General features: G+C 70.0%; 21 protein-coding genes and 1 pseudogene. 14 read left to right on the top strand and 8 right to left on the bottom strand.

The window, feature by feature from the left end:
* Positions 1-54: 54 nt before the first annotated feature.
* Genes ACXJJ3_RS15380 through ACXJJ3_RS15360 form a run of 5 tightly spaced genes read left to right on the top strand, consistent with a single transcriptional unit; the run spans position 55 to position 5,767 of the window.
* Entirely contained in the window at positions 55-1,605 is a 1,551-nt protein-coding gene (locus tag ACXJJ3_RS15380; protein WP_458170720.1) for an ABC transporter ATP-binding protein, read from the top strand.
* Complete coding sequence (locus ACXJJ3_RS15375; protein WP_458170719.1) at positions 1,605-2,804, top strand: ABC transporter permease; 1,200 nt, start codon at positions 1,605-1,607, stop codon at positions 2,802-2,804. The genes ACXJJ3_RS15380 and ACXJJ3_RS15375 overlap by 1 nt, the downstream gene beginning before the upstream one ends.
* Positions 2,801-4,102, top strand: a complete 1,302-nt coding sequence (locus ACXJJ3_RS15370) for an ABC transporter permease (protein ID WP_458170718.1) — start codon at positions 2,801-2,803, stop codon at positions 4,100-4,102. Before ACXJJ3_RS15375 ends, ACXJJ3_RS15370 begins: the two co-directional genes overlap by 4 nt.
* On the top strand, positions 4,080-4,487 hold the full coding sequence (locus tag ACXJJ3_RS15365) for a cytidine deaminase (protein ID WP_458170717.1): 408 nt from the start codon (positions 4,080-4,082) through the stop codon (positions 4,485-4,487). The genes ACXJJ3_RS15370 and ACXJJ3_RS15365 overlap by 23 nt, the downstream gene beginning before the upstream one ends.
* 2 nt (positions 4,488-4,489) lie before the next feature.
* Entirely contained in the window at positions 4,490-5,767 is a 1,278-nt protein-coding gene (locus ACXJJ3_RS15360; protein WP_458170716.1) for a thymidine phosphorylase, read from the top strand.
* A 57-nt stretch (positions 5,768-5,824) separates the two neighbouring features.
* Here ACXJJ3_RS15360 and ACXJJ3_RS15355 read toward each other — a convergent pair.
* The 3 genes and pseudogenes from ACXJJ3_RS15355 to ACXJJ3_RS15345 all read right to left on the bottom strand — a co-directional run.
* A pseudogene (locus ACXJJ3_RS15355) lies at positions 5,825-6,244 on the bottom strand (DUF998 domain-containing protein); the annotation flags it as partial.
* Between the two features lie 81 nt (positions 6,245-6,325).
* The gene (locus ACXJJ3_RS15350) at positions 6,326-6,991 is read right to left on the bottom strand and encodes a hypothetical protein (RefSeq protein ID WP_458170715.1); all 666 of its coding nucleotides are present in this window, start codon (positions 6,989-6,991) and stop codon (positions 6,326-6,328) included.
* Between the two features lie 96 nt (positions 6,992-7,087).
* Entirely contained in the window at positions 7,088-7,687 is a 600-nt protein-coding gene (locus ACXJJ3_RS15345) for a uridine kinase family protein (RefSeq protein ID WP_458170714.1), read from the bottom strand.
* 59 nt (positions 7,688-7,746) lie between these two features.
* On the opposite strand from ACXJJ3_RS15345, the gene ACXJJ3_RS15340 reads away from it, so the two are divergent.
* Positions 7,747-8,184 carry a hypothetical protein gene (locus ACXJJ3_RS15340; RefSeq protein ID WP_458170713.1) on the top strand — a complete coding sequence of 146 codons (438 nt, stop codon included), beginning with the start codon at positions 7,747-7,749 and terminating at the stop codon, positions 8,182-8,184.
* Here ACXJJ3_RS15340 and ACXJJ3_RS15335 read toward each other — a convergent pair.
* Both ACXJJ3_RS15335 and ACXJJ3_RS15330 read right to left on the bottom strand, forming a co-directional pair.
* Positions 8,141-8,926 carry a phosphotransferase gene (locus ACXJJ3_RS15335; RefSeq protein WP_458170712.1) on the bottom strand — a complete coding sequence of 262 codons (786 nt, stop codon included), beginning with the start codon at positions 8,924-8,926 and terminating at the stop codon, positions 8,141-8,143. The two genes, ACXJJ3_RS15340 and ACXJJ3_RS15335, sit on opposite strands and share 44 nt — an antisense overlap.
* Positions 8,927-8,932: 6 nt before the next feature.
* On the bottom strand, positions 8,933-9,880 hold the full coding sequence (locus tag ACXJJ3_RS15330) for a sugar-binding transcriptional regulator (RefSeq protein WP_458170711.1): 948 nt from the start codon (positions 9,878-9,880) through the stop codon (positions 8,933-8,935).
* Between the two features lie 127 nt (positions 9,881-10,007).
* On the opposite strand from ACXJJ3_RS15330, the gene ACXJJ3_RS15325 reads away from it, so the two are divergent.
* From ACXJJ3_RS15325 to ACXJJ3_RS15300, 6 genes are all read left to right on the top strand, one after another.
* On the top strand, positions 10,008-11,372 hold the full coding sequence (locus tag ACXJJ3_RS15325; RefSeq protein WP_458170710.1) for an ABC transporter substrate-binding protein: 1,365 nt from the start codon (positions 10,008-10,010) through the stop codon (positions 11,370-11,372).
* Between the two features lie 87 nt (positions 11,373-11,459).
* The gene (locus ACXJJ3_RS15320; RefSeq protein ID WP_458170709.1) at positions 11,460-12,404 is read left to right on the top strand and encodes a carbohydrate ABC transporter permease; all 945 of its coding nucleotides are present in this window, start codon (positions 11,460-11,462) and stop codon (positions 12,402-12,404) included.
* On the top strand, positions 12,401-13,246 hold the full coding sequence (locus tag ACXJJ3_RS15315; protein ID WP_458170708.1) for a carbohydrate ABC transporter permease: 846 nt from the start codon (positions 12,401-12,403) through the stop codon (positions 13,244-13,246). Before ACXJJ3_RS15320 ends, ACXJJ3_RS15315 begins: the two co-directional genes overlap by 4 nt.
* Positions 13,243-14,703, top strand: a complete 1,461-nt coding sequence (locus ACXJJ3_RS15310) for a mannitol dehydrogenase family protein (protein ID WP_458170707.1) — start codon at positions 13,243-13,245, stop codon at positions 14,701-14,703. Before ACXJJ3_RS15315 ends, ACXJJ3_RS15310 begins: the two co-directional genes overlap by 4 nt.
* Before the next feature lie 9 nt (positions 14,704-14,712).
* Positions 14,713-16,215 carry an FGGY family carbohydrate kinase gene (locus ACXJJ3_RS15305; RefSeq protein ID WP_458170706.1) on the top strand — a complete coding sequence of 501 codons (1,503 nt, stop codon included), beginning with the start codon at positions 14,713-14,715 and terminating at the stop codon, positions 16,213-16,215.
* Positions 16,216-16,620, top strand: a complete 405-nt coding sequence (locus ACXJJ3_RS15300; protein WP_458170705.1) for a DUF3592 domain-containing protein — start codon at positions 16,216-16,218, stop codon at positions 16,618-16,620.
* On the opposite strand, the gene ACXJJ3_RS15295 is transcribed toward ACXJJ3_RS15300, so the two are convergent.
* The gene (locus ACXJJ3_RS15295; RefSeq protein ID WP_458170704.1) at positions 16,604-17,650 is read right to left on the bottom strand and encodes a DUF5937 family protein; all 1,047 of its coding nucleotides are present in this window, start codon (positions 17,648-17,650) and stop codon (positions 16,604-16,606) included. The two genes, ACXJJ3_RS15300 and ACXJJ3_RS15295, sit on opposite strands and share 17 nt — an antisense overlap.
* A 56-nt stretch (positions 17,651-17,706) precedes the next feature.
* Here ACXJJ3_RS15295 and ACXJJ3_RS15290 point away from each other — a divergent pair, with 56 nt between their 5' ends.
* Complete coding sequence (locus ACXJJ3_RS15290) at positions 17,707-18,540, top strand: aldo/keto reductase (protein ID WP_458170703.1); 834 nt, start codon at positions 17,707-17,709, stop codon at positions 18,538-18,540.
* Between the two features lie 21 nt (positions 18,541-18,561).
* Positions 18,562-19,062, top strand: a complete 501-nt coding sequence (locus ACXJJ3_RS15285; protein WP_458170702.1) for a YkvA family protein — start codon at positions 18,562-18,564, stop codon at positions 19,060-19,062.
* On the opposite strand, the gene ACXJJ3_RS15280 is transcribed toward ACXJJ3_RS15285, so the two are convergent.
* Positions 19,046-19,303 carry a hypothetical protein gene (locus ACXJJ3_RS15280; protein ID WP_458170701.1) on the bottom strand — a complete coding sequence of 86 codons (258 nt, stop codon included), beginning with the start codon at positions 19,301-19,303 and terminating at the stop codon, positions 19,046-19,048. The genes ACXJJ3_RS15285 and ACXJJ3_RS15280 overlap by 17 nt on opposite strands.
* Positions 19,300-20,043, bottom strand: coding sequence for a sulfite exporter TauE/SafE family protein (locus tag ACXJJ3_RS15275; protein WP_458170700.1), 744 nt, complete (start codon positions 20,041-20,043; stop codon positions 19,300-19,302). Before ACXJJ3_RS15275 ends, ACXJJ3_RS15280 begins: the two co-directional genes overlap by 4 nt.
* Positions 20,044-20,119 lie beyond the last annotated feature (76 nt).

Here is a 20,119-nt window from a genome sequence, read left to right as displayed (position 1 = left end):
GGACCCACAAGGTCCAGCCTTCCTGGCTCGCCGTCTGAAGGGGAGGCTGCCCGTATGCACCTCGAGCTTTCCGGGTTGACCAAGAGTTTCGGCTCGCTGGTCGCCAACGACCACATCGACCTGGTGATCGAGCCGGGCGAGATCCACTGCCTGCTCGGTGAGAACGGGGCCGGCAAGAGCACCCTGATGAACATGCTCTACGGGCTGCTGCAGCCCGACGAGGGCGAGATCGTGATCGACGGCGCGAAGGTGCGGATCACCTCGCCGAGCGACGCGATCCGGCACGGTATCGGTATGGTCCACCAGCACTTCACGCTGGTCCCGGTGTTCACCGTCGCCGAGAACGTGATGCTCGGCCGGGAGAACACCCGCCAGGCCGGCATCCTGGACCGCAAGAAGGCGCACACCCGGGTCACCGAGCTCTCCGACCGGTACGGGCTGGCGGTCGACCCGGAGGCGCTGGTCGAGGACATTCCGGTCGGCGTCCAGCAGCGGGTGGAGATCCTGAAGGCGCTCGCCAACGACGCCCAGGTGCTGATCCTGGACGAGCCGACCGCGGTCCTCACCCCGGCCGAGATCGACGACCTGATCGCGGTCATGCGGCAGCTGAAGGAGAGCGGTACGTCGATCGTCTTCATCACCCACAAGCTCAAAGAGGTGAAGGCGATCGCGGACAAGATCACCGTGATCCGCCGCGGCAAGGTGGTCGGCCAGGCCGAGCCGTCCGCGTCCGAGGAGGAGCTCGCCGAGCTGATGGTCGGCCGGGCGGTCGACCTGGTCGTGGACAAGGCCCCGGCGGAGCCGAAGGAGACCGTACTGCGGGTCACCGGGCTGACCGTGATCGACGAGCGCGGGTTCACCGCCGTCGACAACGTGGACCTGGAGGTCCGGGCCGGGGAGATCCTCGCGGTGGCCGGTGTCCAGGGCAACGGCCAGACCGAGCTCACCGAGGCGTTGCTCGGGCTGACCCCGATCGCGGCCGGGCAGATCTTTCTTGACGGGGCGGACCTGACGACGAAGTCCACCCGGCACCGGCTCGAGGCCGGTATCGGGTACGTCCCGGAGGACCGCGCGCACGACGGGTTCGTCGGCTCGTTCACGGTCGCCGAGAACCTGATCCTGGACCTGTTCCGGGAGGCGCCGTTCGGCAACGGGCTGGCGCTGCGGACCGACGAGATCGACAAGAACGCGACCGCCCGGGTGCAGGAGTTCGACATCCGTACGCAGGGCATCGGCCTGCCGGTGTCGTCGCTGTCCGGCGGCAACCAGCAGAAGGTCGTACTGGCCCGCGAGCTGTCCCGGCCGCTGAAGCTGCTGGTCGCCTCACAGCCGACCCGCGGCGTGGACGTCGGCTCGATCGAGTTCCTGCACAACCGCATCGTCGAGGAACGCGACCACGGTACGGCGGTCCTGATCGTGTCCACCGAACTCGACGAGATCGCCGCGCTGGCGGACCGGATCGCGGTCATGTACCGCGGCCAGGTGGTCGGCGTCGTACCGGCCGACACGCCCCGCGACGAGCTCGGCCTGATGATGGCCGGCGCCTCGAAGTCCGAGGCACACGAGACGGCGATCGAGAACCCGACCACGTTGGGAACCATCTGATGAGCACTGAGACAACGGCCGCGCCCGCGCCGGCGCCGGCCAAGGGGGAGCCGGCACGGTCCGGGCTGCCGTCGTGGGCGATCCAGGGCCTGGTGTCGCTGAGCGCGATCCTGCTGGCGCTGGTGGTCGGGGCGGTCCTGATCATCATCGGCGACCAGCAGGTCCAGAAGGCGGCCGGCTACTTCGGTGCCGCGCCGATGGACACCATCTCCGCGGCCGGCAGCGCGGTCGGCAACGCATACCAGGCGCTGCTGTCCGGCGCGCTCGGCGGGGTCACCCCGATCAGCGAGTCGTTGACCCAGGCAACACCGCTGATCTGCGGCGGCCTGGCGGTGTCGCTGGCGTTCCGCACCGGGCTGTTCAACATCGGCGCCCAGGGCCAGTTGATCGGCGGCGCGATCCTCGCGGGGTACGTCGGGTTTGCCTGGCACCTGCCGCCGGTCCTGCACCTGATCGTCGCGATCGTCGCCGGCCTGGTCGGCGGTGCGCTGATGGGCGGTGTGGTCGGCCTGCTGAAGGCCCGTACCGGCGCCCACGAGGTGATCGTGACGATCATGCTGAACTACGTCGCGCTGTACCTCCTGCAGTGGTTGCTGACCACGAAGACCTTTCAGCGGCCGGGGCGGACCGACCCGATCTCCCCGATCGTCGACGGCAACGCGCAGTTCCCGAAGTTCGGCGACACCCGGCTGCACCTCGGGTTCGTGCTCGCGCTGCTGGCGGCGGTGTTCGTCTGGTGGCTGCTGAACCGGTCGACGATCGGCTTCGAGTTGCGCGCGGTCGGCGCGAACGCGGACGCCTCCCGGACCGCCGGTATGTCGGTCGGCCGGGCGTACGTGATCGCGATGGTCGTCGCCGGTGCGCTGGCCGGTCTGGCCGGCGTACAGCAGGTGCTCGGCACCGACCTGCCGCTGACCGACGGGGTCGCGGCGTCGGTCGGGTTCGACGCGATCACGGTCGCGCTGCTCGGCCGCGGTACGCCGATCGGCACCGTCCTGGCCGGGCTGCTGTTCGGCGCGCTGAATGCGGGCGGTCTGCAGATGCAGCTGATCACCCAGACGCCGTTGACCCTGACCACTGTCCTGCAGGCCGTGATCGTGCTGTTCGTCGCGGCTCCGGCGCTGGTGCGCTCGGTCTTCCGGTTCCTGCCGAAGGACCGCGGCGCCGGCGCAGTGCTTGCGAAAGGCTGGAACGGATGAGCGAGACAACCCCGGACGCCGTACCTGCGGCGGCGTCCAAGCCGGAGATCATCGAGGGGCCGGCCGAGCGGACCCGGCGGCAGCGAGTCGGCGGCGTGATGCTGGTGTTCGCGCTGATCGGGCTCGGGCTGGCCATCTTCACCAAGTCCGGCAAGGCGACGTTCCAGCTGGTCTCGGGCGACCTGCAGCACAACCTGCTCGGGCTGCCCGCGCAGCCGGTCGGCCTGATCCTCGGCATCCTCGGTACGGCGGCCGCGGTCGCGTACGTCGTACCGTCGGTGCGGCAGCGGGTCCCGCAGCGGTACGCGGGCTGGCTGGCCGCCGTCCTCGGCGTGTGCTTCATCGGCGCGTTCCTGTGCTGGGCCTCGGCGGGGAAGACCTTCCCGCTGGCCAACCAGTTCCAGGGCACGCTGAACTTCGCGACCCCGCTGATCCTCGGCGCGCTCGCCGGTGTGATGTGCGAGCGGGCCGGCGTCATCAACATCGCGATCGAGGGGCAGTTCCTGGTCGGCGCCTTCACCGCGGCGATCGTGTCGAGTACGACGCACAGCGGGGTCGCGGCGCTGGCCGCGGCGGCCGCGACCGGTGTGGTGATGGCGGCGCTGCTGGCGGTGTTCTCGATCAAGTATCTGGTCAACCAGGTCGTGCTCGGGGTCGTGCTGGTGGTCTTCGCGACCGGTATCACCGGGTTCCTGTTCGACCAGTTCATGCAGCCGAAGGCGGATCAGCTGAACACGCCGGTGGTGCTGTCCGCGATCAAGATCCCGCTGCTCGGGGACATCCCGTTCATCGGGCCGATCCTGTTCCGGCAGACGATCCTGGTGTACCTGATGTACCTGGCCGTCGCGGTGGTCACGTTCGTGCTGTTCGAGACCCGCTGGGGCCTGCGGATCCGCGCGGTCGGCGAACACCCGAAGGCGGCCGACACGGTCGGCATCAAGGTCAAGCGGATCCGGTACTCCGCGGTCCTCGCGGCCGGCGTCCTGGCCGGGCTGGGCGGCGCGTTCTTCACCGTCGGGTACGCCGGGTCGTTCAGCAAGGAGATGACCGCGGGCAATGGGTTCATCGCACTGGCCGCGCTGATCATGGGCCGCTGGCACCCGGTCGGCGCCACCGTCGCCGCCCTGTTCTTCGGCTTCGCGACCCAGCTGCAGTCCCAGCTCCAGATCATCCAGACCCCGATCCCGGGCTCCCTGCTGCTGATGGCGCCGTACGTCGCCACGATCATCGCGGTCGCCGGACTGGTAGGCCGGGTGAGAGCGCCGAAGGCCGACGGTGAACCCTACGTCACCGAGTGAGCTCGACTGGCCGGCGCTGCGGGCGGCGGCCGTCGAGGTGATGCGCCGCGCGTACGCGCCGTACTCCGGGTTCCCCGTGGGTGCGGCGGCGTACGCCGACGACGGGCGGATCGTTGCCGGGTGCAACGTGGAGAACGCGTCGTACGGGATCACCCTGTGTGCCGAGTGCGGGCTGGTGTCCGAGCTGCACCGTACCGGCGGCGGGCGACTGGTGGCGTTCACCTGTGTGGACCGGCACGAGCACCTGCTGACGCCCTGCGGGCGCTGCCGGCAGTTGCTGCACGAGCACGGCGGGCCGGCGCTGCTGATCGAGACCACGAGCGGGATCCGGCCGCTGCGCGAGCTGCTGCCGGACGCGTTCGGACCTGAGTTCCTGGAGGAGTAGTCATGAGCTTCGACGCTGTGGACGTGATCCGTACCAAGCGCGACCGGGGCGAGCTGAGCGACGGCCAGATCGACTGGGTGATCGACGCCTACACCAAGGGCGGCGTCGCCGACGAGCAGATGTCCGCGCTCGCGATGGCGATCCTGCTGAACGGCATGAACCGCCGCGAGATCGCCCGCTGGACCGCCGCGATGATCGCGTCCGGCGAGCGGATGGACTTCGGCAAGCTGTCCCGCCCGACCGCCGACAAGCACTCGACCGGCGGCGTCGGCGACAAGATCACGTTGCCGCTGGCACCGTTGGTGGCGGCCTGCGGGGTCGCCGTACCGCAGCTGTCCGGCCGCGGCCTCGGGCACACCGGCGGCACCCTGGACAAGCTGGAGTCGATCCCCGGCTGGCGCGCGGCACTCACGAACGACGAGCTGATGCGGCAGCTGGAGGACGTCGGCGCGGTGATCTGCGCCGCCGGCGACGGCCTGGCCCCGGCGGACAAGAAGCTGTACGCGCTCCGCGACGTGACCGGCACCGTCGAGGCGATCCCGCTGATCGCCAGCTCGATCATGAGCAAGAAGATTGCCGAGGGCACCGGCGCGCTGGTGCTGGACGTGAAGGTCGGCACCGGCGCGTTCATGAAGGACCTCGCCGACGCCCGCGAACTCGCCGAGACGATGGTTGCCCTCGGCACGGACGCGGGCGTGAAGACCGTTGCCCTGCTCACCGACATGTCGGTCCCGCTCGGCCGCACCGCCGGAAACGCGTTGGAGGTCAGGGAATCCGTCGAGGTACTGGCCGGTGGCGGACCTGCGGACGTGGTCGAACTGACCGTTGCCCTGGCCAACGAGATGCTCGCCGCGGCCGGTGTCACCGGCGTCGACCCGGCCGACAAACTCCGCGACGGTACGGCGATGGACGCCTGGCGGGCGATGATCGCGGCCCAGGGCGGCGACCCGGACGCGGTCCTCCCGGTCGCGCCCGAGCAGCACGTCGTACCGGCGCCGGCGTCCGGCGTACTGTCCAAGCTGGACGCGCTCGCGGTCGGTGTCGCCGCGTGGCGGCTCGGCGCCGGGCGCGCCCGCAAGGAGGACCCGGTGTCACCGGTGGCCGGTGTGGAACTGCACGCCAAGCCCGGCGACCGGATCCAGGAGGGCCAGCCGCTGCTCACCCTGCACACCGACGACCCGACCCGCATCGACCGCGCCCTGGAGTCGCTCGCCGACGCCGTGGCGGTCGCGGACTCCTACCGTCCCGGCCCGCTGGTGATCGACCGGATCACCGCCTGACCCGCGAGAATCAGCCACCCGCGCCAATGCACCGCTGCTGAGGAACCCGGTCAGCAGCAGGGCAAGGTTGCCGAACACGAAGATCGGGACCGCACCGCCCAGCACGTGAAGGTTCTCGTCGACGTCCGCCGGGGACAACCCGGCCACCATCCACCCGGCGCCCGCTACCGCCAGCAACACCCGGACGAGCCGGCTGACCGCGGTCCGCGGCCAGACCGGACGGGTGAGCAGCGCGCCGAGAATCATCAGTACGCCGCTGCACGCCGTGAACGACACGTTCATCACGGCGTGCAGCGGCGAGCACACATACCGCCCGCCGAAGTCCCCGCAACGGACGTTGCCCAGGTCGCTGATGTTGTTCGAGGCCCAGCTGTACGGCGTCCGCCAGGCGAGCTGCACCACGACCATCAGCACGAAGAACTGTCCCGCCGCCACGATCCAGCTGATCGCGCCCGCGCGCACCGCCCGATTGTTCATGCCTCCGACTCAGGACACTAGGACCGCGCGGCCGGCCGGACGATCGCGCAGACGACCGGTCGTGGGTAGCGCCTGGGCGACTCAGTTCGACGCCGCGGTCAGGCGGGTGCGCTGGTCCTTGGCGAGGGTGGTGACGAGGCCGGTGTCCGGGGTGAGCGTCGTACCCAGGGCGGCGGTCTCGCGGACGGTCAGCTCGACGACCAGCGCGCCGACCGTGAGGCTGGCCTCGGCGGTTGCCACGGAGCGGTCGGCTGCGCCGTCGTACTCGACGTTCGCGTCGGAGAGTGCGTTCGGCACCGCGAACGGGTGGTCGTGGGCGTCCTGCTTCCAGAGGCCGTTCTGCAGGGCCTGGGCCTTTGCGGACGAGGCGGTCTTGAACAGCTGCACGGTGAAGCGCTTCTTCTTGTCGGGGCTGAGCCGGGTCGCCCGGTACCCCTCGACGAAGCCGGCGTTCAGCAGCAGCGCGCGGTCCAGCGCCGGGTCCGCGGACCAGGTGCTCAGGTACGACGTCGTCGTGAACGCGCCGGTGGGGTTGCCCGGGTCGGCGACGAACCCGCGGGGCAGCACGACCAGGTCGGCGAGCGTGCTCTTCGCGGTCTTGCCCGCCGTACCGGTGAGCGCCGAGTGCTTCGCGGCCGGCGTCTCGGCAGCCGTCGCCGAACTACCGCTCTCGCCCCCACACGCCGTCACACCCAGCAACAGCACGGCTACTGCAACGGCACCACCAAGGGCAGGTCTCCGTGTCACGGTCCCTCTCCGTTCGGCCACTCGCCCCCCGAGTGCATCCGATGATCGGCACCGATACCAACAGAAGTTGGTTAACTTCAGGCGAACAATCTTGTGTCAGCGGGAGGTTGTCGTGGTGAGAAGGGTCTCGATCCGGGCCCGGGCGGCCTTCGGGTGCAGGGGTTCGCAGCCGGCGGCGACGCAGCGGGCGACCACCTGGGGGTCGTCACGGAGCAGTAGCAGACCACGACGGAGCAGGGTGCGCGGCGGTTTGCGGTGCTCGCGGAGGTCGCGCTGGAAGCGGCGCGCGAACGTCACGATCCGGTGGTGGTAGACGCAGATCGCGGCCGCCAGCAGGCCGCGTTCGGCCAGTACGCCGGTGATCCGGTCCGCGAAGATGCCCTCAGCAACGATCAGCGGCGCGGAGCCGATGCTGAACGGCCGGTGCCCGACGGTGCCGTCCGCGGCGATGTCGTAGATCGGCAGCTCCGCGGATCCTGTCGTACACAACCGCTCCAGCGCCGCGACCGCCCGGTCCCCGTCCCAGGATCGCGGATCGTCCCAGTCGACGATGCCGAGCGGCGACCGCGGCATCGCGGCGTCGTCCCCGTCCCGGTAGAAGTCGTCCAGCCGTACGACGGGCAACCCGACCTGCTCAGCCAGCCGCGACTTCCCCGCCCCCGAAGGCCCCGCCAGCAACACCACCCGTGAACGCACCGGCCCATTCTCGTCCACTCCCCGTGGTAACAGCCAATCCCCCTGCGCGATAACCAGATATGCCAAAGCTCAAGCTGGGTGCAGCCGTCTACGCGCTGATCGCGCTCGCGTCGCTCGCCGCCGCCTGGACCGCCCTCCGCGGGCACGGCAGCTACGCGGGGGCCGACCGCCCCTTCCTGATCAGCATGGCGATCGTGTTCCTGCTCACGGGGGTGTTGTTCGGCATCGGAGCGGTCACTCGGCGCGGGCTGCTCGCTGACGACGGACCGTGGATCTGCCGCACCGGCTGGATCCTGGTGGCCGGACTGATGGTCGCGTCGTGCGCGTTGTCGTTCCTGTTCGACACGGGGGATTCGTCGCCGATGCCGCCTTTTGTGGTCGCCTTCGTGCCGGCGTGGATCAAGAGGCTGCAGGAGAAGTATTACGAGGGGGTGGCTGAGGCGGAGCGGGAGCTCAGTGCAGCAGGGCCTGGTGAAGGGACTCGGTCTGGGTCTTGAACCAGGTGTTGGTGCGGTCGGTCAGCTCGGCCTCGCCGGTGGTCCAGCGTTGGTGGAACCAGGGGTGGCCGGATTCGGCGCCTCGGCGGACGTAGTCCATGCACCAGACGTGGTTGTCGGCCGCCGCGTCCACCAGCCGCCCGCGATCCGCCTCGGTCAGCCCGTACGCGTCGGCGAAGCGGCGGAAGCGCTGCAGTGAGCGACCCCGGCGTACGTCGTCGATGTCCGCCTCGGGGCGCAGCGGGGCCCACAGCCGTACGGCGGTGGCCACGTCCCACAGTGCCGACCCCGGCGCGGCGAGGTCGAAGTCGATCAGGGCGGTCGCGGCGCCGTCGCGGAAGACCACGTTGTCGAGGTTCGGGTCGTTGTGGCTGATCAGCCCGGTCACGTAGTCGGCCGGCACCGGCTCCGCCCACGTCAGCCCGGCCGGCCGGAAATCCGCCACCGCCTGGTGGTACTCCCGCAGCAGCACCGCCACGCTGTCCAGCGCCGCATCCGTCATCGACCACGCCGGGTACGGCGGCTGCACCGTCTCGCCGGGCAGGTACGACAGCACCTCGCGTCCTTGCTCGTCGATGCCCAGCAGTCGCGGCGCGCCCTCGAATCCGACCCGCTCGAGGTGCTCCAGCAGCGCGTGCGTCGCCGTACTACTGGCGCGCAGCGGTCGTCGGACGGTGTCTCCGATCCGCACGACGAACCCGCGGTTCGCAGTCCCGCCGAGCAGCAATGTCTCGTCAGGCATCGCGCGCTAGTTTGTCTCGTTCAGCAGCGCCTTCGCCAGGGGTGCGTGGGTAACGATCGCGTTGACCAGCCCGCTGCGGACGGCGGCGCGGACCGCGTCGACCTTGGCGAGGCCGTACGGGATCGCGATTACCTCGTCGATCTTGTCCATCTGTTCGGCGTTGATCGCGATCACCCGGTCGGTGACGCGGCTCTGGACGGCGGCCCCGTCCGCGTCGACGAACACGCCCGAGATGTCGGCCACCACGCCGCGGCGCTGGAGTTGTTCGCAGGCCTTCTCGTCCATCGCGTCGTACAGCGTCGACTGGCCGGCGGCCCAGGACCCCAGCCCGACGACTGCCTTCGACACCGAGTCGAAGTGGCTGATCGCCTCCGCGACCTCGGGCTGCTGCCGCAGCGCCCGCGCGGTGGCGGCGTCCGGGACGACGAGCGGGGCGTAGAACAGGTACGCCGGACCGCCCGAGAGTCGCGCGGTGTGCCGGACGAGCTCGACCGAGTTCGCCTCGACGTCCGGGCGGGTGAGCGCGCCGGTCAACTGGACGACCGGGACCGGGGCGAGTGACGTGAGCTGCTCGGTCATCGCGGTCACGGCCCGCGCCCAGGCCAGCCCGAGGACGTCGTCGGGGGTGACGATCTCGGACAGCAGGTCCGCGGCGGCCTTCCCGAGCTGGGTCCGCAGCGCCGGCTCGTCCACCTCGGGGGTGTCGACGACGATCGCGCGGCGCAGGCCGAGCGCTTCCTGCAGGCGGGCGGACAGGTCGAGGTCGATGGCGCCGGGGTGGCTGATCTCGATCCGGACCAGCCCGCTGCTGCGCGCCTGGTCGAGCAGCCGCGCGACCTTGAACCGGCTGAGCCGGAATTCGTCGGCGATCTCCACCTTCGACCGTCCGTCGACGTAGTACCGGCGCGCGATCGACGCCGTCAGCACCAGCTGTGCCGGCCCGAAGGTCTCCATCACAAACCCTCCCCGCTCATATGAGCACCACCGGACCCAAGTGTTGCACAGACTCTTGACAGGTCAAGTGCCTTACCGGTCTACTCATGGTGTGAGCGGACGCGTGCTCAAATGAGCGGAGGCAGATGTGCTGAGTAGGCGCAAACGCATCGGAGCGGTCGGGGTCGCGCTGGTGATGACCGCGGTCACCGGGTGTGCAGGCTGGGGTGGTGGGGTCGGCGGCGGTGGCGCCGACAGCATCAACGTGCTGATGGTGAACAACCCGCAGATGGTGGACCTGCAGAAGCTGACCGCCGACAACTTCACCAAGCAGACCGGGATCAAGGTGAACTTCACCGTGCTCCCGGAGAACGACGTCCGGGACAAGATCAGCCAGGAGTTCTCCAGCCAGGCGGGTCAGTACGACGTCGCGTCGGTGAGCAACTTCGAGATCCCGATTTACGCGAAGTCCAAGTGGATCGCGCCGCTGTCGGACTACATCGCCAAGGACCCGTCGTTCGACCAGAGCGACATCCTGAAGCCGATGACCCAGTCGATGACCGGCGAGGACGGCAAGATCTACGGCGAACCGTTCTACGGCGAGTCGTCGTTCCTGATGTACCGCAAGGACATCCTGGCGTCCAAGGGCATCCAGATGCCGGCCAAGCCGACCTGGCAGCAGGTCGCGGACATCGCGGCCAAGGTCGACAACGCCAAGCCCGGTATGCGCGGCATCTGCCTGCGCGGTCAGCCCGGCTGGGGTCAGCTGTTCGCTCCGCTCACCACGGTCGTGAACACCTTCGGCGGCACCTGGTTCACCAAGGACTGGCAGCCGCAGGTCGACTCGCCGGCGTTCACCGAGGCGACCAAGTTCTACGTCGACCTGGTCCGCGCGCACGGCGAGGCGGGCGCGCCGCAGGCCGGCTTCACCGAGTGCCTGAACAACACCATCCAGAGCAACGTCGCGATGTGGTACGACGCCACCTCGGCGGCCGGCTCGCTCGAGGCGCCGAACTCGCCGGTCAAGGGCAAGATGGGCTACGCCCCGGCGCCGGTGGTGAAGACCGACAGCTCCGGCTGGCTGTACGCGTGGGCCTGGGGGATCCAGCAGGCGTCGAAGAAGAAGGACAACGCCTGGAAGTTCATCTCCTGGGCGTCCGGCAAGGGCTACGAGAACCTGGTCGGTCAGAAGGTTGGCTGGTCCAACGTTCCGGCGGGCAAGCGGGCCTCGACGTACGAGAACCCGGAGTACCTGAAGGAGGCGGCCGCGTTCGCGGAGCCGACCAAGAACGCGATCGAGCACGCGAACCCGAACGACCCGGGGGTCCAGCCGCGGCCGGCGCCGGGGATCCAGTTCGTCGACATCCCGGAGTTCCCGGACCTCGGGACCCAGATCAGTCAGGACGTGAGTTCGGCGATCGCCGGGAAGACGAGCGTCGACGACGCTCTGAAACACGGGCAGAAACTGGCAGACGACGTCGCCGAGCGGTATCGCTCGCGGATGGCGAAGTGAGGGCGTCATGAACGAGCGAAGCGAGTTCATCATCAAACACAGCGTGTCTTGTGCCTCATCGGCGCCCGGAGCGAAGCGAGGACGTCGATGAGTACCGAAACCCAAGCGCGACCGGCCCCGGTGACGGCCGGATCCGAAGGCACGATGATGCGCAAGGCCGGCGACTGGGCGCGGCGGGCGCCGTTGCTGCCGGCACTGATCTTCATGATCGTCGTCACCCAGCTGCCGTTCGTGGTCACGATCGTCGTGTCGTTCATGAACTGGAACGCGTACTACCCCGACGAGCGCGGGTTCGCCGGGTTCGCGAACTTCCGCCGGGTGGTGACCGACTCGAACACCCGGAACGCGATCTTCGTGACGATCCTGCTGACCGCGGGCGTGGTGCTGCTCAGCCTGGTCCTCGGGCTGCTGATCGCGCTGCTGCTGGACCGGAAGTTCCGCGGTCGCGGTGCCGTCCGGACGATGATGATCACGCCGTTCCTGGTCGTCCCGGTCGCGGCCGCGCTGCTGTGGAAGCACGCGCTTTACAACCCGACGTACGGCCTGTTCAACGGGGTCCTGAAGTGGATCTTCGGCGAGAACGCGCCACAGCCGGACTGGATCAGCAACCAGCCGTTGTGGTCGATCATCTTCGCGCTGGTCTGGCAGTGGACGCCGTTCATGATGCTGATCCTGCTGGCCGGGCTGCAGAGCCGGCCGCTGGACGTGATCGAGGCGGCGGGCATCGACGGCGCCAACCAGTGGGAGATCTTCCGCTACATGACGCTCCCGCACCTGCGGCAGTACCTGGAGCTGTCCGCGCTGCTTGGGTCGATCTACGTCGTCCAGAACTTCGACGCGGTGTTCACGATCACCTCGGGCGGCCTCGGTACGGCGAACCTGCCGTACACGATCTACCAGACCTTCTACACCGCGCACGACTACGGCCGGGCGTCCGCGGCCGGCGTGATCGTGGTGATCGGCACGATCCTGATCGCCACGTTCGCGCTGCGGTCGGTGTCCACACTGTTCCGAGAGGAGACGGGTCGATGAGCGGGCAGGTCACGATCGTCACGGGTAAGAAGAACCGCGGCGGCGGGTTCGTGCTGAGCGGGCTGGCGTGGATCGTCGGGATCCTGTTCGTGCTGCCGGTGCTGTGGATGCTGCTGACCTCGTTCCACTCCGAGGAGAACGCGGCGAAGAACCCGCCGGACATCGCGGCACCGCTGACGCTGGACGGGTACCGGTCGTTCTTCAGCAGCGGTCCGTGGCCGTCGATCGCGAACTCGCTGACCGCGAGCATCCTGTCCACCGCGCTGGTCCTGCTGCTCGCGTTCCCGGCGGCGTACGCGCTGTCGATCCGGCCGGTGCGCAAGTGGACGGACGTGCTGTTCTTCTTCCTGTCCACGAAGATGCTGCCGGTGGTCGCGGGCCTGCTGCCGATCTACCTGTTCGCGCAGTCGGTCGGGTTCCTGGACAACATCTGGCTGCTGATCATCCTGTACACGTCGATGAACCTGCCGATCGCGGTCTGGATGCTGCGCAGCTTCCTGTCCGAGGTGCCGGTGGAGATTCTCGAGGCGGCCTCGGTCGACGGCGCCTCGCTGACCCGGACGTTGCGCTCGGTGGTCGCGCCGGTGGTGACGCCGGGGATCGCGTCGGCCGCGCTGATCTGCTTCATCTTCAGCTGGAACGAGTTGCTGTTCGCCCGCGTACTGACCGGCACAGTGGCGCAGACGGCGCCGGTGTTCTTGACTGGGTTCGTGACCAGTCAAGGATTGTTCCTCGCCAAAGTCTGTGCCGCGTCCATCGTGGTGTCGCTGCCGGTGCTGATCGCCGGGTTCGCCGCCCAGGACAAGCTCGTCCAGGGCCTGTCGCTGGGGGCGGTCAAGTGAAGTTGACGGCAACCAATCTCAATGTCCTCGGCAACGTCGGCGTACCTGACTACGACCGTACGGCGGTGACGCCGGGGATCGTGCACTTCGGGGTCGGCGGCTTCCACCGCGCGCACCAGGCGATGTACCTCGACCGGCTGATGTCCGAGGGCAAGGGGCTCGACTGGGGCATCGTCGGCGTGGGGGTGTTGCCGAACGACCGGCGGATGGCCGAGGTGCTGGAGGCTCAGGACTGTCTGTACACGCTGGTCGTCAAGCATCCGGACGGGACCCTCGAGCCGCGGGTGGTCGGGTCGATCGTGGGGTACCTGTTCGCGCCCGATGATCCGGAGGCCGTGCTGGACCGGATGACGGATCCGGCGACCCGGATCGTGTCGCTGACCATCACCGAGGGCGGGTACCACGTCAACCAGGTGACGGGCGAGCTGGACGCGTCCGACCCGGCGCTGGCCGCGGACCTCGTACCGGGTGCCACGCCGGGGAGTGCGTTCGGGTTCATCGTCGAGGCGCTGCGCCGGCGGCGCGACGCCGGCGTACCGCCGTTCACCGTGATGTCCTGCGACAACATCCCCGGGAACGGGCAGGTCGCACGGAAGATGATCGCCGGGTTCGCGCGGCTGAAGGACCCGGTGATGGCCGAGTTCCTGGAGAACGAGGTGCGGTTCCCGAACTGCATGGTCGACCGGATCACCCCCGTCACCACGGACGCGGACCGCGAGGCGCTCCTGGAGCGGTTCGGCGTCGAGGACGGGTGGCCGGTGGTGTGTGAGCCGTTCACGCAGTGGGTGCTCGAGGATTCCTTCGGCGGGGTGCGGCCGCCGTACGAGGACGTCGGGGTGCAGATCGTCGAGGACGTCGAGCCGTACGAGCTGATGAAGCTGCGGCTGCTGAACGCGTCGCACCAGGCGCTGGCGTACCTCGGGTTCCTGTCCGGGTACCGGTATGCGCACGAGGTGTGTCGGGACACGCTGTTCGTGGACTTCCTGCACGGTTACATGGACGAGGAGGGTACGCCGACGTTGCCGCCGGTGCCCGGGGTGGATCTCGATCGGTACAAGCACCAGCTGATCGAACGGTTCGCGAACCCCGAAGTACGGGACACACTGGCGCGGCTGTGCGCGGAAAGCTCGGACCGGATCCCGAAGTGGCTGCTGCCGGTCGTCCGCGAGCAGCTCGCCGCCGGGCGGGAGATCACCCGGTCGGTGCTCGTGGTCGCGTCCTGGGCGCGGTACGCCGAGGCCGTCGACGAGCAGGGTGAGCCGATCGAGGTCGTCGACCGGCTCCGCGACAAGCTGGTCGAACGCGCGCAGCACAACCGGGAGGATCCGCTGGTGTTCATCTCGGATCCCGACCTGTTCGGGGACCTCGGGTCCGACGAGCGGTTCGTGACGCCGTACAAGGCTGCCTTGCAGTCGCTGCACGAGATCGGCGCCCGCGCCACGCTGGAAGCGCTCTAGTGTGGGGGCATGACTGAGCCGAAGCTGGTCGCCGGGGTGGACTGTTCCACGCAGGCGACCAAAGTTCTGGTGTGCGACGCCGAGACCGGCGCGGTCGTCCGCGAAGGCCGGGCGCCGCACCCCGACGCCACGCAGGTGGATCCGGCCGAGTGGTGGAAGGCGTGGGAGACCGCGTCCGACGGGCTGCTCGACGGCGTGCAGGCGATCGCGGTCGGCGGTCAGCAGCACGGCATGGTCCTGCTGGACGAAGCCGGTGAGGTCGTCCACCCGGCCGTCCTGTGGAACGACACCAGCTCGGCCGACGCCACCACCGAGCTGATCGCCGAACTCGGCGGCCCGGAGGCCTGGGCCGACGCGATCGGCTCGGTACCCGTCCCGTCCTTCACGGTGACCAAGCTCCGCTGGTTGCGAGACGAAGCCGCGCGCCACGCGCCCGGCGGTGACGCGGCCGACGGTCGCGGTGCTGCCGGCGACGCCGCGGCTGTCGCCGCGATGCGGCGGGACGCTGTGCGGCGGGCTGCTGCGGTGGTCCTACCGCATGACTGGATGACGCATCGGCTGGCGGCTGATCGGTCCGGGGTCGAGGGGATCACCACCGATCGGGGCGACGTCTCCGGGACCGGGTGGTGGTCGCCGACGGCGGAGAGTTACCGGACCGATCTGGTCGAGCTCGCGTTCGGCCGGCAGTTGCAGTTGCCACGGGTGGCCGGACCGGCGGAGATCGTCGGGCAGACGGCGTTCGGCGCCGCGATCGCGGCCGGTACCGGTGACAACGCGGCCGCCGCGCTCGGGCTCGACCTGCAGCCGGGCGACGTCGCGGTCTCGCTCGGCACCAGCGGTACGGCGTTCGCGCGGTCGGCGCATCCGACGAAGGACGCGACCGGCCTGGTCGCAGCGTTCGCGGACGCCACCGGCGAGTACCTCCCGCTCGTCTGCACGCTGAACGCGGCCCGCGTGATGTCCGCGACCGCGCAGATGCTCGGCCTGGAGCTGTCCGCGTTCGACGAGGCCGCGATCACCTCACCCGGCTCCGACGGCCTGGTCCTGCTCCCGTTCCTGGACGGTGAACGGACGCCGGACCTCCCGCACTCGACCGGCCTGATCTACGGCCTGACCCGCGCCACGATGGAGCCCGCCACGATGGCCCGCGCCGCCGTCGAAGGCCTGCTCTGCGGCCTGGCCGACGCCGTCGACGCCCTCCGCGACCAGAACGTCCCCGTCCACCGCGTCCTCCTCCTGGGCGGCGGCGCCCGCTCCCGCGCCGTACAGGCCCTGGCCCCCGCCCTCCTCGGCGCCGAGGTGGTCCTTCCCGAACCAGCCGAATACGTAGCCCTCGGCGCCGCCCGCCAAGCAGCCTGGGCCCTCTCCGGCGCCCCCACCCCACCCAGCTGGAACATCCCGGTCGGCAAGGCGGAGCCGCCGGTCACCGTCGACGCGGCGACGATCCGCACCAACTACGCGCAGGTGCTGACCAGCACCCGCCCGCTCCTCTCCCAGCCGTACAACCAGTAGGTGGCCGCCGGCGAACCTCGCTTCGAGCGCCGCGTCCGCAGCACCGCCTTCCTGCTCGCGGCGCTCGTCTTCACCGCCATCGCCTACTTCCAGGTCCACGACACCTACCTGCTGAAGCAGCGCGGCGAGCAGGTCAGCGGACTCGTCGTGCACGTGCACGATGGCAGATCGCCGTACATCACCGTCCGCTACCGCACGCTCGGCGGGGATACGATCACCTCGGACACCTCGAGGTACGACGCCGCCGATCCCGGCGAAACGATCGACGTCGTCTACGACCGGAAGGAGCCGACCCGGGTGCAGGCGGCCGACTACGGCTTCGACTACTGGATGGCTGGGGTCCTCGCCGTGATCGCCCTCGGCTTCCTCGGGCTCGGGGTTGCCGGGTTCAGATCGCGGCGGTGAGGAGCGACTCGGCTGTGGGGGTTCGGGAGTAGAGGACTACTCGGCCGGCGCGGTGGGAGGTGACGAGGCCCGCTTGGCGGAGGGTGGTGAGGTGTTGGGAGGTGCCGCCGGGGGTGAGGTTGGTGCGGGCTGCCAGGTCGGTGGTGGAGCGTGGGGTGTCGAGGTGAACCAATAGAGCGGCTCTTGAGCGGCCCAGGACTGCTGCCAGGCCTGCGGGGGTTGTGGGGGTGGGGATGGTCCAGAGGGTGGCTATGCCGCGGGCGGGGTAGGTGAGCGTGGGTTGCCACGGTGGGATGGTGCTCGAGTAGACCGATGGCCAGACGAAGGCGGACGGGGTGAGGAGCAGGCCTTCGCCGGTGAGTTGGCGGGTGCCGTGGAAGCGGCGGTGGCGGATGGAGAGTACGTCGTCGCGCCAGCTCACGCCGGTCGCAAGGTCGTCGAAGAGCCCGGCGGGACCCGCCTGGCCGAGGCGGCGGCCGCGGTACAGGAGGTCGCCGTCGAGGAGGGCGCGGATCCGGCCCCAGTACGGCGCGATCGCCAGCTCCCAGTACCGCTCGACCTGCTCCGCCAGCTCGACCATCCCGCCCGCGGGGTCGGCGTACAGCTCGGCGACCGCGGCCGACGGCAGCTCGCCGGGGCGCGGGCTGCGGAGGCGGCGCGGCATCCGGGCCTCGGCGAGGGAGCCGAGCGGGGTCCGGCGGGCGTACGCGAGCACGTCGAGGTCGGCCCGCACCTGCTCGGTCGGCACCCGGCGGAGCGCGCCGAGGTCGGTCTCCAGGTCCGGCACCGGGCTCTTCGGCGGCGGCGTCAGGAAGTCGGCGAGGTACCACACCGCCGGATCGACCAGGTCGAACAGCAACCCCAGCTCGACCCCGTCCAGCCGCCGTCGCGCCGCGCCCACCCACGTGCGGTGGAACGGGTGCGGCCGCGCCGACCTGAGCAGCCGGACGCTCGCGACGACCTCCCACAGTGGGGACATCGCGAGCCGCGTCCGGGCCAGGTCCGCCACGGTGAAGGTCAAGGTCAGCATTCAGCTCAGACTAAATCATTTCCGGTACGCCGTCCTCGCGCCGGACGCTGTCACCCATGAACAACTCCCGCATCAAGATCGGCGAACTCGACGTCCACCGGCTGGGCTTCGGCGCCATGCGGCTGACCGGCTACCGCCCCGCCGAGGACCGCGCGGACGCGATCCGGGTCGCCCGCCGCGCGGTCGAGCTCGGCGTCGACTTCATCGACACCGCGGACGCGTACGGCGTCGGCGCGAACGAGGAACTGCTGGCCGAGGCGCTGCACCCGTACGACGGCGTACTGATCGCCACCAAGGTCGGCCACACCCGCCCGTCACCGCGCGAGTGGACGCCGTGCGGCCGCCCGGAGTACCTGCGGCAGGCGACCGAACTCTCGCTGCGCCGGCTCCGCGTCGAGCGGATCGACCTGCTCCAGCTGCACCGCGTCGACCCCGCCGTCCCGTACGCCGACCAGCTCGCCGCGCTCGCCGGACTGGTTGCCGAGGGCAAGGTACGGCACGTCGGGCTGTCCGAGGTGACGGTCGAGCAGCTCGTCGAGGCCCGGCGGTACGTCGACGTGGTGAGCGTCCAGAACCGGTACAACCTGACGGACCGTAGGCATGAGGCGGTTCTCGACTACTGCACCGCAGAGGGGATCGCGTTCGTCCCGTGGGTGCCGATCGCGCACGGTGATCATGCCGCGTCGCAGCTGCTCGGCCTGATCGCGGGCGAAATAGGGGCCACCGCCGCACAGTTGTCGCTGGCCTGGCTGCTGCACCGCTCGCCGGTGATGCTCCCGATCCCAGGCACCAGTTCGGTGCCGCACCTCGAGGAGAACGTCGCCGCCGCCGGCCTCGAGCTGACCGCGGACCACCTGGCCCGGCTCGCTGCGTTGAGCCCGGTCGGCTGAACTGCCCTCTACAGTGGGGGAATGGTCTACATCGGTGGGGTGCTCGGGCTGATCGGGCTGTTGACGTTGCTGTTCCGTGACGGCGACGTCGTCGGGCTGCCCGCCGTGGGTGTCGGCGCCGGGCTGCTGGTGATCGGCGTCGGCCTCGGCGCGCTGGGCGTCCTGCGCCGTCGCGCCGTGCGCCGGAAGAAGATCGCGCGCGGCGAGCCGGTCCCGGTCGGGAACGTGTTCGAGCGCGCGCAGGCCCTGCCGCGGCTGCTCCGCGACGTCCGCCGCGGCACCTACACCGACCTGCCGCGGAACCGGACGTTCCTCTGGCTGATCGCGATCGTCTACCTGGTGTCGCCGATCGACATCATCCCGGACCTGTTGCCGATCATTGGTGTCACCGACGACGCGGGCGTGTTCATGTGGCTGCTCACCAGCGTCTCCACCGCCGCCGGCCTCTACCTGCGCAAGGAACGCGAGCAGCTCCCGCAGCAACCGCCGCCGCAGGGCCGCCGGGCTACCGACGGCGGTTGAGCCAGTCGGCGACGTCCTCCGCCGCCTCCTCGGGATGCTCGTACGCGAACCGCTGCAGCGTGTCGTCCGGCCTGCCGCACCCGTCGAGACGGTTGGCTGCGGCAACCAACTCCCGGGCCGCGGCGAGTACCCGCGCCGCCTGCGTAGCCGCCTCCACCGGGTCCTCCAGTTCCGCCACCGCGGCCGCCAGGTCCGCGACCTCGCAGGCCTGGTACGCCATCGCGATCCGCGCCCGGTTCATCCGAACGCCTGCACGAAGAACAACCCGGTCATCAGTACCGCGGTGCTCAGCACGAGCCCCCGCAGTACGCCGGCCGGCAGCCGCCGGACCAGGTGCGCTCCGGTGTACCCGCCGATCATCGCGCCCGCGAGCATCGCCACCAACTGCCACGGCTGCGCCAGTACGTCGGCCGCGAACACGAAGATCACCGCCGCCGTCAGGTAGACCGCGGCGACCTGGATGACCCGCAGCGGGTTGCCGCGCGCCGGGTCGAGCGTGGTCGTCGCGGTCCAGAAGGCGAGCATCATCAGCCCGACCGCGCCGCCGAAGTACCCGCCGTAGACCGCCAGCAGGAACTGCCCCGCGAGGATCGACGCCGGGCCGGCCTGCCCGAGCCGGAGCGCCGCGGTGAGCCGCTTGCCAAAGGCCAGCACCAGGGTCGCGAACGCGAGCAACCACGGCACGGCCGCGTCGAACGACGCCGACGGCAGCACCAGCAGCAGCCCGGCCCCGATCGCGCCGCCGCACACGCTGGCGAGCGTGAGCCGCAGCGGCGACGGCCGGTGGAAGCCTTCGAGCTCGCGCCGGTAGACCCACGCGCTGGTCGCGTTCCCGGGGAGCAGCGCGACGGTGGTGGTCGCGTTCGCGGTCACCGGCGGCATCCCGGCGCCGACCAGCGCGGCGAGGGCCACGAAGCTCCCGCCGCCGCCGACGGCGTTCAGCGCGCCGGCCGCGACACCGGCCAGGAGGATCAGCAGCACCCTTCGAGGATCCAGGTTCCGCGAACACTCCACAATGCGCGATCCCCGTAGCCAGCCTCAGGCTGAGACGTAGGCT

Source organism: Kribbella sp. WER1 (genome assembly GCF_054189145.1).
The sequence above is the reverse complement of the archived record's forward strand: the minus strand, read 5'-3'. Positions and strand labels throughout refer to the sequence as shown.